Genomic DNA, 14,077 nt, shown 5'->3' with positions numbered 1-14,077 from the left:
TATTCAATGGACGCGGGCGTCGGTGTCGAGGTTTTCGGCGTCGGCGGACAGCGGCCGACGTGGCGTTATTACTTGAGCGGAGGAGTCGCCGACAGGATGCGCGTGATGCGGTTGCGGCCCCTTGCGCACCAGTTTCATCATGTAGCCGATCCCCACCGTGAACACCGAGAAGTAGATCACCACGAACAACGCCAACGAGATACTCAGCTGTGCGACCGAATGGTGAGAAGCCGCGTCCGCCGTCCTCATCAATCCGTAGACCACCCATGGCTGACGGCCCACTTCGGTGGTGATCCAGCCGGCGAGCATCGCGACCAGGCCGCTGGGCCCCATCCACAATACAAAACGCAGGAAACCGCGATGCCGATAGATTCCACCATTGCGGCGCAACGCGAGCCCGAGCAGACCGGCGAGAATCATCAACATGCCAAGGCCCGCCATCACGCGAAAACTCCAGAAGATAATCGTCGCGTTGGGCCGGTCTTCTTTCGGGAAGCTTTTGAGCGCGGGAATCTGTTTGTCCAGACTGTGGGTCAGGATCAGGCTGCCGAGGTACGGGATTTCCACGGCGTAGCGGGTTTTCTCGGCCTGCATGTCCGGGATGCCAAACAGCACCAGTGGCGTCGGCCCGTTGTCGGCGTTTTCCCAGTGGCCCTCGATCGCAGCGATTTTCGCCGGTTGATGCTCCAGCGTGTTCAAGCCATGAGCGTCACCCACCACCGCCTGAATCGGCGCCACGATCAACGCCATCCACAGCGCCATCGAGAGCATTTTGCGCACCTGACGGGTGTCGTTGCCGCGCAGCAAATGCCACGCCGCCGACGAGCCGACGAAAAACGCGGTGGCGACGAACGCGGCAATCGCCATGTGCGCCAGGCGGAACGGGGACGACGGGTTGAACACAATGGCCAGCCAGTCCATCGGCATCACCCGGCCATCGACGATCTGGAAACCTTGAGGCGTTTGCATCCAGCTGTTCGACGCGAGAATCCAGAAGGTCGAAATCAACGTGCCGATCGCCACCATCACCGTGGCAAAAAAGTGCAAGCCGCGCCCTACCCGGTTCCAGCCGAACAGCATGACCCCGAGGAAGCCCGCTTCAAGGAAGAATGCGGTGAGCACTTCATAGGTCAGCAACGGACCGGTGATGCTGCCGGCGAAGTCGGAAAAGCGACTCCAGTTGGTGCCGAACTCATACGCCATGACCAGGCCAGAGACCACACCCATGCCAAAATTGACGGCAAAGATCTTCGACCAGAAGTGGTAGAGGTCACGATAGGTGTCGTTGTGGGTCTTGAGCCAAAGCCCTTCGAGCACGGCGAGGAAACTCGCCAGGCCGATGGTGATGGCGGGAAAGATGATGTGGAACGAAACCGTGAACGCGAATTGAATGCGCGCCAGGTCCAGTGCCTCCAGGTTAAACATGCTGAACATCCTCATCGAGGCTGAGTTGAAAACGGCACACAGCCGGGCCACCGTCGGGCCGTAAGGCCCGCAGCCAACTAATGTCGAAAGGGTGAAACCGGTGCGGCGTGCGGCGCCGCTCCGGTCTGAACTACGCGACGGAAGACATGATCACGTTGCTGGTGCCCGCCTGTTCGAGCCGGATCGCGACGAACTTGGAGGTCGGGGTGAACGTGCGGTCACCGTAGCTTTCCAGCGGAACCAGTGGATTGGTTTCCGGGTAGTAAGCGGCGGCTTGGCCCGGCGGAATGTCGTAGGCAATCAGGGTGAAGCCGCTGACACGACGCTCACGGTCATCGTCCCAGAGTGCGACCAGATCGACTTTCTGCCCCGGCTCGAAGCCGAGTTTGCGAATGTCCTGCTCGTTGACGAACACCACGTCGCGCATGCCGTAGACCCCGCGATAACGATCATCCAGACCGTACAGGGTGGTGTTGTATTGATCGTGGGAACGCATGGTTTGCAGGATCAGATCCGGTTTCTCTGCCAGGTTGCGCACGCCTGCGCTGATCAGGTGCTCCGGCAACACACTCGGGGTGAACTGCGCTTTACCGGTCGCGGTTTTCCAGACGCGATTCGAAGCGTTGTTCGGCATGTGGAAACCGCCCGGGTGCAGCAACCGTTGATTGAAATCTTCGAAGCCTGGAATGGTGTCGGCAATCATGTTGCGGATGCGCCCGTAGTCGCCGATGGCCCAGTTCCAGTCGATCGGATGCTTGCCCAGCGTGGCGGCGGCGATCCCGGCAATGATCGCCGGTTCCGAACGCAGGTGCACCGACTTGGGTTTCAACTGGCCATGGGAGATGTGGATCATGCTGAAGGTGTCTTCCACAGTGACGCCTTGTGGCCCCTCGGCTTGCACGTCGATGTCGGTGCGACCCAGGCACGGCAGAATCAGCGCCTCCCGCCCGGTAACCAAATGGCTGCGGTTGAGTTTGGTGGCGATGTGCACGGTGAGGTCGCACTTGCGCAACGCGTCGTGGGTGCGCGGGGTGTCCGGGGTGGCTTGAGCGAAGTTGCCGCCCAGGGCGATGAACACTTTCGAACGGCCCTGCTCCATCGCCGAAATCGCCATCACGGTATTGTGGCCGTGCTCGCGTGGCGGTTTGAACGAAAAGCGTTTTTCCAGTGCGTCCAGCAGCTCGACCGGCGCCAGCTCATTGATACCCATGGTCCGGTCGCCTTGCACGTTGCTGTGACCGCGCACCGGCGATAGGCCCGCGCCGGGGCGGCCGACGTTGCCGCGCAACAGCATCAGGTTGATGACTTCCTGCAGCATCGGCACCGAGTGCGTGTGCTGGGTCAAGCCCATCGCCCAGCACATGATCACGGCTTTGGCCTTGGCGTACATGCGCGCGGCGAGTTCGATGTCCGCCAGGTTCATGCCGGACTGTTCCTCGATGTGCTCCCAGGTGGTGGCATCGACTTGCGCCAGATACTCATCCATCCCCGAGGTATGTTCAGCGATGAAGGCGTGGTCAAACACCGGTTCACCGCCGCTGGCTTGAGCTTCGCGCTCCCACTGCAAGAGGAACTTGACCATGCCGCGCATCACCGCCATGTCGCCGCCGAGTGCCGGGCGGAAGTAGGCGGTGTTGGTCGGCTCGGAGCCGTTCAACAACATCTCGATCGGGTGCTGCGGATGCTGGAAACGCTCCAGCCCGCGCTCTTTGAGCGGGTTGATGCAGATCACCTGCGCCCCGCGCTTCACCGCTTCGCGCAGCGGCTCAAGCATCCGTGGATGGTTGGTGCCAGGGTTCTGGCCGATGACGAAGATCGCGTCGGCATGCTCCAGGTCATCGAACACCACGGTGCCTTTGCCCACGCCCAGGCTCTCGCCCATGCTGACGGCACTGGCTTCGTGGCACATGTTGGAGCAGTCCGGGAAATTATTGGTGCCGTAGGCCCGTACGAACAACTGGTACAGAAAAGCCGCCTCGTTGCTGGCCCGGCCCGAGGTGTAGAACTCGGCCTGATCCGGCGATTCGAGCGCATTGAGGTGCCGGGCAATCAGGGCGAACGCGTCATCCCAGGTGGTTTCCACGTAACGGTCCGACTGCGCGTCGTAGCGCATCGGATGGGTGAGCCGGCCTTGATACTCCAGCCAGTAATCGCTTTGCTCGGCCAGCGTCGACACTGTGTAATTGTTGAAGAAAGCCGGGTTCACCAGGCGGCCGGTCGCTTCCCAGTTGACCGCCTTGGCGCCGTTTTCGCAGAACTTGACCATGCCGTTCTCCGGCGACTCCCCCCAGGCGCAGCCCGGGCAGTCGAAGCCACCGTTCTGGTTTGTCTTGAGCATGGCGCGGATATTTTTCAGGGCGTTCTCACTGCCCAGCCAGTTCTTGGTGACGGCGATCAACGCCCCCCAACCGGCAGCGGCACCCTTGTAAGGTTTGTAACGGTCGACTTGAGACATGATGCTTCTCCGTGACATTGCACACAGGCTTTTCGAAGTACGGAGCAAGCATATGAATGGGGTCTGAATATTGTCTAATCGCTATTAATGACCACATTATCGAAGAGATCTATCACGGGTTTTATCCCTTTTTTTTCAATGGCTTGAATGTTTAATAAATAACTTTAACGCTTGAAAAAAGTTTGTCATAGAGCCCATCGATCACCCGGTCATTAATAGTGATTGGACGCCCTCCATAGTTGCACTTAGCCTGCGGTTCGGGTCGCAAAACAACGGGCCTGTAACGGGTGACTGACTTGTAGGAGCCGGCTTGCTGCGGGCGGCGTTCCGACGATGGCGTCAGTGAGGCCGCCATCGCCAGCAAGCCGGCTCCTACAAAAGCGTCCCGCCATACATTCCGGATAACGACGGAATTTCCATTACAAAGTGCGCGGGTCATTACCACCAAAACCGCCAAGCGAGGCTGTCATGTCAGAGCGAGTCTTGATCGATGGGTTCTCCCGGCGCGTGGACTATCTGCGGATGTCTGTCACCGATCGTTGCGACTTCCGTTGCGTGTACTGCATGGCCGAAGACATGCAGTTCCTGCCACGCCAACGAATCCTGACCCTGGAAGAAATCTACCAAGCAGCCGAAAGCTTCGTGGCCCTGGGCACCCGCAAAATCCGCCTGACCGGCGGCGAGCCGTTGATTCGTCCCGGCGTGGTGCAACTGTGCGAACGCATCGCCGCCCTGCCCGGCCTGCGGGAATTGTGCATGACCACCAATGGTTCGCAGTTGAGCAAACTGGCCAAGCCGTTGTTCGACGCCGGGGTCAAACGGCTCAACATCAGCCTCGACTGCCTGGACCCGCAGCGCTTTCGCGAACTGACGCGCACCGGCGATCTGGCACAAGTCATCAAAGGCATCGACGCCGCCAACGCCGCCGGGTTTCGCAACACCAAGCTCAATTGCGTGGTGATGAAGGGCCGCAACGATCACGAGATCAACGATCTGGTGAGCTTCGCCATCGACCGCCAGCTCGACATTTCATTCATCGAAGAAATGCCCTTGGGCACCATCCATGAGCACAGCCGCGCGGAATCGTTTTATTCCAGCGCCCAGGTACGTGAACGAATTGCCGAGCGCTACACTTTGATTGACTCCGCCGAGTCGACCCAGGGCCCTTCCCGCTACTGGCGTCTGGCCGAGGCGCCACAGATTCGCCTGGGGTTCATTTCCCCCCACAGCCACAACTTTTGCGGCACCTGCAACCGGGTGCGGCTGACCGTGGAAGGCCGGCTGCTGCTGTGCCTGGGCAACGAACATTCGGTCGACCTCAAGGCCGTATTGCGCGCCCATCCCGGTCAGCCCGAACGCTTGGAAAAAGCCATTATCGAGGCGATGAAGCTCAAGCCTTATCGGCACAATTTCGAAGTGAACGATGATGTTCAGGTGGTTCGCTTCATGAACATGACGGGCGGCTGAAGACCATGATCGTGAGACCCAAACCCAATCTGATCGGCGTCCTGACTTCACTCAAGGGTTCGATCGCCAAACGTATTGCCTGGCGCAGCCTGATGGTGACCGTGCTCGCCTCGGCCATCGTGCTGATCGAGACCCTGCACCCCAGTTATTTCTCCAAGGTCAGTGCAACGCCGTTCACCCTGCTGGGCTTGTCGTTGTCGATCTTCATGAGCTTTCGCAACAACGCCTGCTATGACCGCTGGTATGAAGCACGCAAGGCGTGGGGTGATGTGATCGTGGACATTCGGTCGATGATTCGCGAAACCCAGATCATCAAGGACGCCGGCGAACGCTCAAAAATCCTCAGCAACCTCTGCGGCTTCGCCCATGCGCTCAACGCGAAACTGCGCTCGGAAAATGAACTGGCGGCCAGTGGCGACTGGCTCGACCCGATGCCGAGGAACAATACTCCCGACCTGAGTGGGCAAATTCTGCTGCAGGTCGGCCAACAGTGTTCGACGCTCAGCGAATCGGGCGCGATCAATGAATGGCGCTATACGCTCATGGCCAATCATCTGACCCGCCTGACCCAGGCCCAGGCCGTGTGCGAACGAATCAAACATACGCCGCTGCCGTTTCCCTACACCCTGTTGCTGCACCGGACCATTTACCTGTTCTGCATCTTGCTGCCCTTCGCCATGGCCGAACCGTTGGGCTGGCTGACACCGATTTTCACCGCCATTGTCAGCTACACGTTTTTCGGGCTGGACGCGATTGGCGATGAACTGGAAGACCCGTTCGGTCGTGACGAAAATGACCTGCCCACCGATGCCCTGGTGCGCATTATCGAACGTGAAGTGCTGTCGGCGCTGGGGGCGACGCAGCTTCCTCCGGTGCTGGAGCCCGTTGATTACGTACTTGAGTGATCGAGGCGTTCACCCCTCAGCCAACGGTGAGGGGTGGTTGACGTGCTTTAGAACACTTCGCTGAAAGGGATAAAGCGCACCGGGTCACCGACCTCTTGCGTGCAACCTCGCGTACCCGGCAGCAAGGCTTCGGGGGCGCGACCTGCAAAAATCTGTTGCGAGGACCATCGCCAACAGCTTGGCGATAGCTTCCTCCACCGGCATCAACGCTGACGAACTCATCCCCGTGGCCCGCACGCCTGCACCGCTTTGAGATGCGGCACAAAGTTGCACGGCCGGTGACGGGCATCCAACTGCTCGGCGAGGATGCCTTCCCACGCGGTTCGACAGGCGCCGGTCGAACCTGGCAGGCAGCACACCAGCGTACCGTTGGCCAGCCCGGCCAATGCCCGGCTCTGTACCGTTGAGGTGCCGATGTCGAGGATGGAGATCGCCCGGAACAGCTCACCAAAACCGTCAATCTGTTTGTCCAGCAAACACGCCACGGCCTCGGGTGTACTGTCGCGGCCGGTGAAGCCGGTGCCGCCGGTAATCAGCACCACTTGAATCCCGTCATCGGCGATCCAGTTCGCCACCTGGGCGCGGATTTTGTACAAGTCGTCCTTCAACAAGTTGCGTTCACTGAGGGTGTGGCCGGCTTCCAGCAATCGACTGACCAGCAATTGCCCTGAGGTGTCGTTGGCATATTCACGGGTATCGCTAACGGTCAGCACGGCAATATTCAACGGTACAAATAACGCATCCGATTTCACGCTCATATCTTTCTCCGGCAGGTATTAATTAAATAACCTTCAGAGACTAAAGCGCTTGAACAATCACTGTCCAATCACTCTAACCAACCAACTTATCGAGCACCTCTATCACTCACTTCGACTATTAAATCCTGCAGTGATAGAGCCCACCGATGACTCATTAAATATTACTGATTGGACTGAAAAGAGAGGCAGTGAGATCGTCTGTTCATAACGTTAAATGCCAAGCCTGTGCCCTTCGCACCTACGCTAATACTGACAGCCCATTCCCTATCGGCAGGTGCCATCGTGGACATCAAACAACTCAAGTTTCTGATCGCACTGGAGCAGACCCGTCACTTCGGTCAAGCCGCCGCGCGTTGCCACATCACCCAGCCCACCCTGTCCATGCGCTTGCGTAATCTGGAGGATGAACTGGATCTGGTGCTGGTCACCCGAGGCCAGCGCTTCGAAGGCTTCACCCAGGCTGGCGAGCGTGTACTGGCGTGGGCCAGAACCCTGCTGGCGGCCCATGACGGGTTGTTCGCCGAAGCAGCCGCCTGCCGTGGCCAACTGGTCGGCAACCTGCGCATGGGCCTGGTTCCGCTCAGCAGTTTCAATCCGGTCAGCTACATCAAGGGCCTTTCCCACAGCTTTCCCGAGCTCAAGTTCAGCCTGAACTCGATGAGCTCGGACCAGATCATCGAAGGCCTGGGCAACAACCAGCTGGACCTGGGTGTCTGCTACCTGGATCACGTGAACCCCAATTATTTCGAGTTCTTCGAAATCGGCGAGACCCGCGTTGGCCTGCTCTACGACACCCGTCACTTCCATTTCGAAGGCACTGAAATGAGCTGGGAAGACGCCGCCGAACTGCCGCTGGGGATGATCAGCAATGGCATGCACTACCGCAAATCCATCGACCTGAGTTTCCGCAGCCGCGGGCTCAACCCGCAACCGATCCTGGAAAGTGACTCGACGTACCAGTTGCTCCAGGCGATTCACGAAGGCTTTTGCTGCTCGATCATGCCGCTGGACAGCGGACTGGAGGAGCCGATCGAACACCTGGCATTCATCAATCTGCCGGATGCCAGCGTTCTTGCGCCGCTGGGCCTGATCATGCGCAAAACCGAACCGCGCTCGGCCATCGCCGAGAAATGTTTTGCCGAGGCTCGATTGTTATTCAACGCAACAAACTGATGTCAATCAGCCCTCCGACAAACAACGTGCGGACGCGATGATCGACAGCACCAATCACGGAATCGGAACAAGCGATTGGACGCAATAATTGAATATCCGTAGCCTGAACTTAATCCAGTGCTGCGGGGTTTAATCATGTTGTGCCAAGTTAAACAATCCAGTGAACTAACGGACGCAAACGCACCGGCACCACAACCGTTGCACGTCATGTTCAGAGAATACGATAAGGCCGCTGCCCGCTCAGAAGCGGCGTTGGCGTCCGAGATTGCCTTGGCCATTACTTACAACGGACTGAGCCAGGCAGTGATGATGGTATCCCCCGGCAATATCGAGGATTTCATCCGCGGTTTCAGCGTCAGCAACGACATTGTTGAAGACCTGAGCGAAATCTACGACGTGCGTCTCACGCATTTCGATCAGGCCTGCCAGGCCGATGTGCAGATATCCAGTCGCGCGTTCTGGGCACTGAAAAATCATCGTCGGCAAATGACCGGCACCAGTGGCTGCGGGTTGTGTGGTGTCGAAGCACTGGAACAGGCCCTGCCGCAACTGGACATTCTGGAACCCGTTCCTCTTCCCGCCGCAGAGCATTTCAGTGGCATACGCGAGCGCATCGAACAGGCTCAACAAATGGCGCGCAGCAGTGGCGCGCTGCATGCGGCGTTGTATTTCGACGCTGACGGCAATGCGGTTGTGTGCAGGGAAGACATCGGCCGCCACAACGCCCTGGATAAATTGATCGGCGCGCTGCAACAGGCACGGATCGATACGCGCGTCGGTTTCACCGTCGTGACCAGCCGCTGCAGCCTGGAGCTGATTCACAAAGCCGTACGGGCGAAACTCGGCACGCTGGTCAGCCTGTCGGCACCCACGGCATTGACGGTGCAGTGGGCCATCCGGCACCGCCTCAATCTGATTCATGTCCCCCATCGCAACGCGCCACGCATTTACAGCCCGGTTTAACCGAATCAGCGAATTTAGCGTGGTGTTCAGACCTGCGCCTGAACCACCTCGATGCCCAGTTTCCGATAATCCCCGACATCGCCTGACGCCACATGGCGCTCGGTGATCAGCGTATGAATGCGGTTGCACGGCGCGACCACAAACGGCTCGACCGCGCCCAGTTTGTCCGCCGTGGTGACGGCGATCACCTGCGAAGCACTGTCGAGCAGCGCCTGTTTCACCGGCACCTCATCGAAGTGCAACGAGCTGATGCCGACTTGCGGATGAATCGCGCAAACCCCGGTGAACAGCACATCCGCCTTGATGCCCTGCAACAAGCGCACGGTCTCGTGTCCGCTGACCGACATCGTCGCCAGGTTGAGTTGCCCGCCTGCCAGAATCACCTTGATGCCTTTGTATTCGGCCAGGGTGATGGCGGTCATCGGCGAGGTCGTGATGGCGGTGATGGCAATGTCCGAAGGCAACGAACGTGCGATCTGCAGCGTCGTGGTGCCGGAATCGAACATCACGATCTGGCCATTCTCCACCCGACTGGCCGCGAGCTGCGCGAGGTGGGTTTTCACCTCATCGGTTTCGCTGACCCGCGTGAAGTAATCCTTGCCCGTGTCCTTGGGACGAGGCAGCGCACCGCCGTGCACGCGTTGCACCAGACCGGCCGTGGCCAACTCTGACAGGTCGCGGCGGATGGTGTCTTCCGAGACGGCGAAATGCTGACTCAACTCGGAGGCCATGACCTTGCCGTCACGTTCGAGGATCAGCAGGATTTTCTGCCGGCGCAGATGAGGGAGTTCGGCGGCCGAGTGATGATCGTGCATGTTTATGCCTGAATTTGCGGGTTTGTGCGAGATTAGCCAAACCTTCGTGCAAACACAATCGATGTAGGGCTCAGGGGGGGGGCATCGCCGGCAAGCCGGCTCCTACAGTTCGTGAAACACCGCGATCTTGTAGGAGCTGGCTTGCCAGCGATGGCTTGAGGGTTGGCCGTCAGTTGATCGCGACCTGAGCCACATGACCCGAGGTCACCAACGCCTTCAACGAGGTGTCGAACTGTTTCAGCGCATTCACTTGCAACGCGGTTTGCTGGTCGATCTGCGCGGCGATCTCCGGTGCGGCTTTGCCATGCACCCAGACTGAAGGCATTTGTAGTGCGCGCGAGCCCTCGGCCTTGCCGATGTATTGCAGGTTCGAGTCGTAGAATTTGGCCATGAACCGCGCTTCAACCTGGTTGTTGCGCTTGGACACCAGACGGCTGTAAGTGTCGAGCATCACCACCACGTCCGGGTGCGCCTGCACCAGCGCATCGAGGTTGTCGTAGACCGTCACCGAGGCAAACTCTTTCTGCAACGACCCCATCAGCCAGTTGATCGCCCGTTTCGGATCGGAGCTGTTGACGAAGGCGTTGCTGATGCGTGAATCCAGTTCAGGGTTCTTCGCGCCGTTCAGCGCAACCGAGTGGTACTGCTCAAGGTATTCGAGGGTGCTGACGGTGTTTTCGCTGTAGAGCACGCCCACCGATTGCGCGTGCTGCAAGCTCGCGGCGCTCTCGGCGACCGGCAGGAAGTGGCAGGACTGTTCGGCGGCGTATGCCGGCACGGTGGCGGCAACGCTGCCGGTCAGGACAGCGACAAGGGCCAGCAGGGTAGAGATTCTCATCGCGCAGGTTCCTTCAAAGGCGAATTCGGTATGTGGCTATCCTCCTCCCTTGGCGAAAAAACAGAACTTGCGATTCTTGATGATGGTTATTGATCAAACGAATGGTTGCGGCAAAAGGGATCGTTACCCCTAGCCTCATGCCCCCGGCCGATCAGCAACCGGCGCATGCTGCGCCATCAACTCGACCACCCAATCAATAAACACGCGCAGCTTCAGGCTGATGTGCCGGTTCGGCGGGAAGGCCACATACAACGGCATCGTCTCGAGACTCCAGCCCTCGAACAGCGGCACCAACTCACCGCGCGCCTCGTAGTCCCGGGACATGTATTTGGGCAGCCAAAGCACACCGAGCCCGGCGAGGCCCGCTGCAAGAAATGCGTTGCCATCATCGACGGCCAGCACGTAGCGTCCTTTGACCTGCACACGCTCACGCTCGTTGTACATCGCGTAGGGCACGGGTTTGCCGGTGCGCGCCCACAAAAAGCCGACGACTCGATGATCCGAATCTTCCAGCTCTCGCGGGTGCAAAGGCACGCCGACGCGAGCCAGATAGCTCGGTGCTGCAAACACCCCAAGCGGCAGGTCAGCGACGCGCCGGGCCATCAGCGACTGGTCCGTCAGCTCGCCGCCGCGCACCACGCAATCGACGTTCTCATCGATCATGTCGACGATGCGATCGCTGACGCCCATGTCGATCTGGATGTCCGGGTATCGCGCATAAAACGCAGGCAATGCCGGCACCAGAATCATCCTCGCCAACGGGCTCGGCACATCCACGCGCAGTCGACCTCTGGGAAGCGCCGACGCACCGGACAGGCTGGTTTCGGCATCGTCCATGTCGGCCAGCAGCCGTAACACCCGCTCGTAATAGACCGCGCCATCAGCCGTGACGTTGACCTTGCGCGTGGTGCGGTTGAGCAACTTGACGCGCAACCGGGCCTCCAGTTGCTGCACCAGCTGGGTCACGGTGGTCTTGCTCATGTGCAAGGTTTCGGCCGCCTTGGTGAAACTGCCCGCCTCCACCACGCGCGCGAATGCCTGCATTGCATCAAAACGGTCCATTGCAGCCCCAGGTATCGATAGGATTGTTTGGATATCACAAACAGTGGTGACCAAGGTTGCTCGTTTATCGCCCCGATGCAAGTCCTTACAGTCCCTCCATCGTTCACACAGAGCCCTTGATGGAGGCCTTTCATGACACAGCGCGATGTTGTTTTCCCACCCAAACGCCAGGCGCTTTATGAGCGCAATCGGTACTCGCCGGCTATTCGCTCCAACGGCTTTTTGTTCGTCTCGGGGCAAGTCGGCAGCACTGAGGATGGATCGCCCGAACCTGATTTGGAGAAGCAGGTGCGGCTCGCCTTCACCAATTTGAACGCGATCCTCTTGGCGGCCGGTTGCACCTTCGACGATGTGATTGATGTCACCGTGTTCATCGTCGACCCCGAATCGACCTTCGAAACCATCTGGAAGATCGTGCCGGAGTTCTGGGGTAACGCGCCGCACCCGACGCTGACCGGGGTCGGCGTAACGTGGCTGTATGGTTTCCAGTTCGAGATCAAGGTGATCGCCAGACTTCCAGACACCGCCGAGGAATGAACTGACGCCTGTGCAGGGGATGAACGCGGTTATCCGTTCGGCGTTAGAATCGGAAAATGTTCAGCCCACACTTTTGAGGATGACCCAGGCATGTCCACACCCGACACTTCCCTGCAAGACACCGCGGCGCCGGAAGGCGTTTGTTATGGCTGTGGTAGCCGCAACCCGCATGGACTGCACGTCAAAAGCTTCTGGCACGAAGACGGCGTGCATGTCATCGCCGAGCACGTGCCCGACGCCAGGTATTGCGGTTGGCCGGATCTGGTCTACGGCGGTTTGATCGCGATGCTGGTGGATTGCCATTCCAACTGGACCGCGATGGCCTATCACTACCGGACGGAAAACCGCGACGCCGCCAGCCTCCCGCGCATCAATTGCGTCACGGGCAACCTCGGCATCAAGTTCATCAAGCCGACGCCGATGGGTGTCCCGCTGACCCTGCGGGCGAAGGTCGAAGGTGATGTAGGGCGCAAGACCCGGGTCATCTGCGAGATCTACGCCGGGGACGTGCTCACGGCGGTGGGCGACTCCACTTTTGTTCGCGTGGACACCGATCAATTGGCCGACGTCGCGCATAACCGATAGGTCGCCGCATGCTAACGTGCGTACACCCTCTTTATTGAAGTCGCACGCCCATGTCCATCGCCGACAATCTTCTCGCGTTCACCTTCGCGGCCACGTTGCTGACACTGACACCCGGCCTCGATACCGCACTCATCCTGCGAACCGCAACGGTGGAAGGCCGACAACAGGCCTTCCGCGCGGCATTGGGCATCAATGCTGGCTGCTTCCTGTGGGGCGCCGCGGTCGCGTTTGGCCTGGGCGCGTTGATTGCGGTCTCGGAACTGGCCTTCAACGTCCTGAAATACTGCGGCGCCGCTTACCTGGCGTGGCTGGGCCTGAACATGCTGCTGCGCCCGCGCCGCTCGCTGTCGCCCCTCGAAACGGACGCAAAACCAACGGCCAACTGGTTTCTGAAAGGCATGATGGGGAATGTGCTCAACCCGAAAATCGGCATTTTTTACGTCTCTTTTCTCCCACAGTTCATTCCCCAGGGCCACTCACTGATTGCCTGGACTTTTGGGCTGGTCAGCATTCACGTGGTGCTCGGTTTGATCTGGTCGTTGACGTTGATTCGCGCTACACAGCCGCTCGCCCTGGTGCTGCGGCGTGAAAAAGTCATCAAGTGGATGGACCGCACGACGGGCATGATCTTTGTTCTGTTTGCAGCGCGGTTGGCGTTCAGCAAGCGGTGAACAGCGTCCCCCTGTAGGAGCCGGCTTGCCGGCGATGACGCCCGAACGGGCAGCGTAAAGTTCAAGACTGCATCGCCGGCAAGCCGGCTCCTACAGTTTTGTGTTCCCCGGGGATTGTGTGAAGAACCCAAAAAAATGCCCGCATCTTGCGAAGCGGGCATTTCGTTCATGGGTTACGCGTCGTTTTCTTCGCTGTCTGTGTTAGACACTCGCTTAGACCTTTCGGCAACAGCGGCTTCAGCCTTCTGTTTCTGTGCAACCTGGAAGGCTTCCATCGAGACTTTCCGGGCCGACTCCATGCGTGTGAAGGTCCGATCACCGCCACCTGTGGCCATAGCCAGAGTGGAAGCAGTCAGAGCGGCGGCGACGAAAAGAACTTTTATGGATTTCATTTGGGTTTCCTCAAGTGAGAGTTTATTAATA

14 protein-coding genes are annotated in these 14,077 nt (G+C 59.1%); 7 read left to right on the top strand and 7 right to left on the bottom strand.

Features of this window, described 5'->3' with window-relative positions; genetic code table 11:
• Positions 1 to 3: 3 nt before the first annotated feature.
• Together ACYZUC_RS02510 and ACYZUC_RS02505 are read right to left on the bottom strand one after the other, a co-directional pair.
• Positions 4 to 1,425, bottom strand: a complete 1,422-nt coding sequence (locus ACYZUC_RS02510; RefSeq protein WP_461993276.1) for a cytochrome ubiquinol oxidase subunit I — start codon at positions 1,423 to 1,425, stop codon at positions 4 to 6.
• 130 nt (positions 1,426 to 1,555) lie between these two features.
• Entirely contained in the window at positions 1,556 to 3,880 is a 2,325-nt protein-coding gene (locus tag ACYZUC_RS02505; protein WP_461993274.1) for an FdhF/YdeP family oxidoreductase, read from the bottom strand.
• Positions 3,881 to 4,348: 468 nt separating this feature from the next.
• Here ACYZUC_RS02505 and moaA point away from each other — a divergent pair, with 468 nt between their 5' ends.
• Together moaA and ACYZUC_RS02495 are read left to right on the top strand one after the other, a co-directional pair.
• Positions 4,349 to 5,347: a GTP 3',8-cyclase MoaA gene (gene moaA / locus ACYZUC_RS02500; protein WP_461993272.1), complete on the top strand. Its 999-nt coding sequence runs from the start codon at positions 4,349 to 4,351 to the stop codon at positions 5,345 to 5,347.
• Between the two features lie 5 nt (positions 5,348 to 5,352).
• Positions 5,353 to 6,252, top strand: a complete 900-nt coding sequence (locus ACYZUC_RS02495) for a bestrophin family protein (protein ID WP_414911731.1) — start codon at positions 5,353 to 5,355, stop codon at positions 6,250 to 6,252.
• Positions 6,253 to 6,470: 218 nt separating this feature from the next.
• On the opposite strand, the gene moaB is transcribed toward ACYZUC_RS02495, so the two are convergent.
• The gene (moaB, locus tag ACYZUC_RS02490; RefSeq protein ID WP_461993270.1) at positions 6,471 to 7,010 is read right to left on the bottom strand and encodes a molybdenum cofactor biosynthesis protein B; all 540 of its coding nucleotides are present in this window, start codon (positions 7,008 to 7,010) and stop codon (positions 6,471 to 6,473) included.
• A gap of 282 nt (positions 7,011 to 7,292) precedes the next feature.
• On the opposite strand from moaB, the gene ACYZUC_RS02485 reads away from it, so the two are divergent.
• Together ACYZUC_RS02485 and fdhD are read left to right on the top strand one after the other, a co-directional pair.
• A complete protein-coding gene (locus tag ACYZUC_RS02485) occupies positions 7,293 to 8,183 on the top strand; it encodes a LysR family transcriptional regulator (protein ID WP_461993269.1) in 891 nt (296 codons plus the stop codon).
• Positions 8,184 to 8,318: 135 nt separating this feature from the next.
• A complete protein-coding gene (gene fdhD, locus ACYZUC_RS02480; RefSeq protein WP_461993268.1) occupies positions 8,319 to 9,146 on the top strand; it encodes a formate dehydrogenase accessory sulfurtransferase FdhD in 828 nt (275 codons plus the stop codon).
• Positions 9,147 to 9,172: 26 nt separating this feature from the next.
• Here the strand turns inward: fdhD and ACYZUC_RS02475 are convergent, their stop codons facing one another.
• From ACYZUC_RS02475 to ACYZUC_RS02465, 3 genes are all read right to left on the bottom strand, one after another.
• Positions 9,173 to 9,961, bottom strand: coding sequence for a DeoR/GlpR family DNA-binding transcription regulator (locus ACYZUC_RS02475; RefSeq protein WP_461993267.1), 789 nt, complete (start codon positions 9,959 to 9,961; stop codon positions 9,173 to 9,175).
• A gap of 169 nt (positions 9,962 to 10,130) precedes the next feature.
• Positions 10,131 to 10,799, bottom strand: a complete 669-nt coding sequence (locus ACYZUC_RS02470; RefSeq protein WP_461993265.1) for an ATPase — start codon at positions 10,797 to 10,799, stop codon at positions 10,131 to 10,133.
• 135 nt (positions 10,800 to 10,934) lie between these two features.
• The gene (locus ACYZUC_RS02465) at positions 10,935 to 11,861 is read right to left on the bottom strand and encodes a LysR family transcriptional regulator (RefSeq protein WP_461993263.1); all 927 of its coding nucleotides are present in this window, start codon (positions 11,859 to 11,861) and stop codon (positions 10,935 to 10,937) included.
• Positions 11,862 to 11,993: 132 nt separating this feature from the next.
• Between ACYZUC_RS02465 and ACYZUC_RS02460 the strand changes: the two genes are divergently transcribed.
• From ACYZUC_RS02460 to ACYZUC_RS02450, 3 genes are all read left to right on the top strand, one after another.
• On the top strand, positions 11,994 to 12,398 hold the full coding sequence (locus ACYZUC_RS02460) for a RidA family protein (protein ID WP_461993261.1): 405 nt from the start codon (positions 11,994 to 11,996) through the stop codon (positions 12,396 to 12,398).
• A gap of 90 nt (positions 12,399 to 12,488) precedes the next feature.
• Positions 12,489 to 12,983 (top strand): PaaI family thioesterase, encoded by a 495-nt coding sequence (locus ACYZUC_RS02455; protein WP_461993259.1) that lies wholly within the window; start codon positions 12,489 to 12,491, stop codon positions 12,981 to 12,983.
• Positions 12,984 to 13,033: 50 nt separating this feature from the next.
• On the top strand, positions 13,034 to 13,654 hold the full coding sequence (locus tag ACYZUC_RS02450) for a LysE family translocator (RefSeq protein WP_008024109.1): 621 nt from the start codon (positions 13,034 to 13,036) through the stop codon (positions 13,652 to 13,654).
• Positions 13,655 to 13,827: 173 nt separating this feature from the next.
• Here ACYZUC_RS02450 and ACYZUC_RS02445 read toward each other — a convergent pair whose 3' ends face one another.
• Positions 13,828 to 14,046: a co-regulatory protein PtrA N-terminal domain-containing protein gene (locus tag ACYZUC_RS02445; RefSeq protein WP_461993257.1), complete on the bottom strand. Its 219-nt coding sequence runs from the start codon at positions 14,044 to 14,046 to the stop codon at positions 13,828 to 13,830.
• Between the last annotated feature and the right edge of the window lie 31 nt (positions 14,047 to 14,077).

This window comes from Pseudomonas sp. GT1P32 (assembly GCF_054897805.1).
The sequence above is the reverse complement of the archived record's forward strand: the minus strand, read 5'-3'. Positions and strand labels throughout refer to the sequence as shown.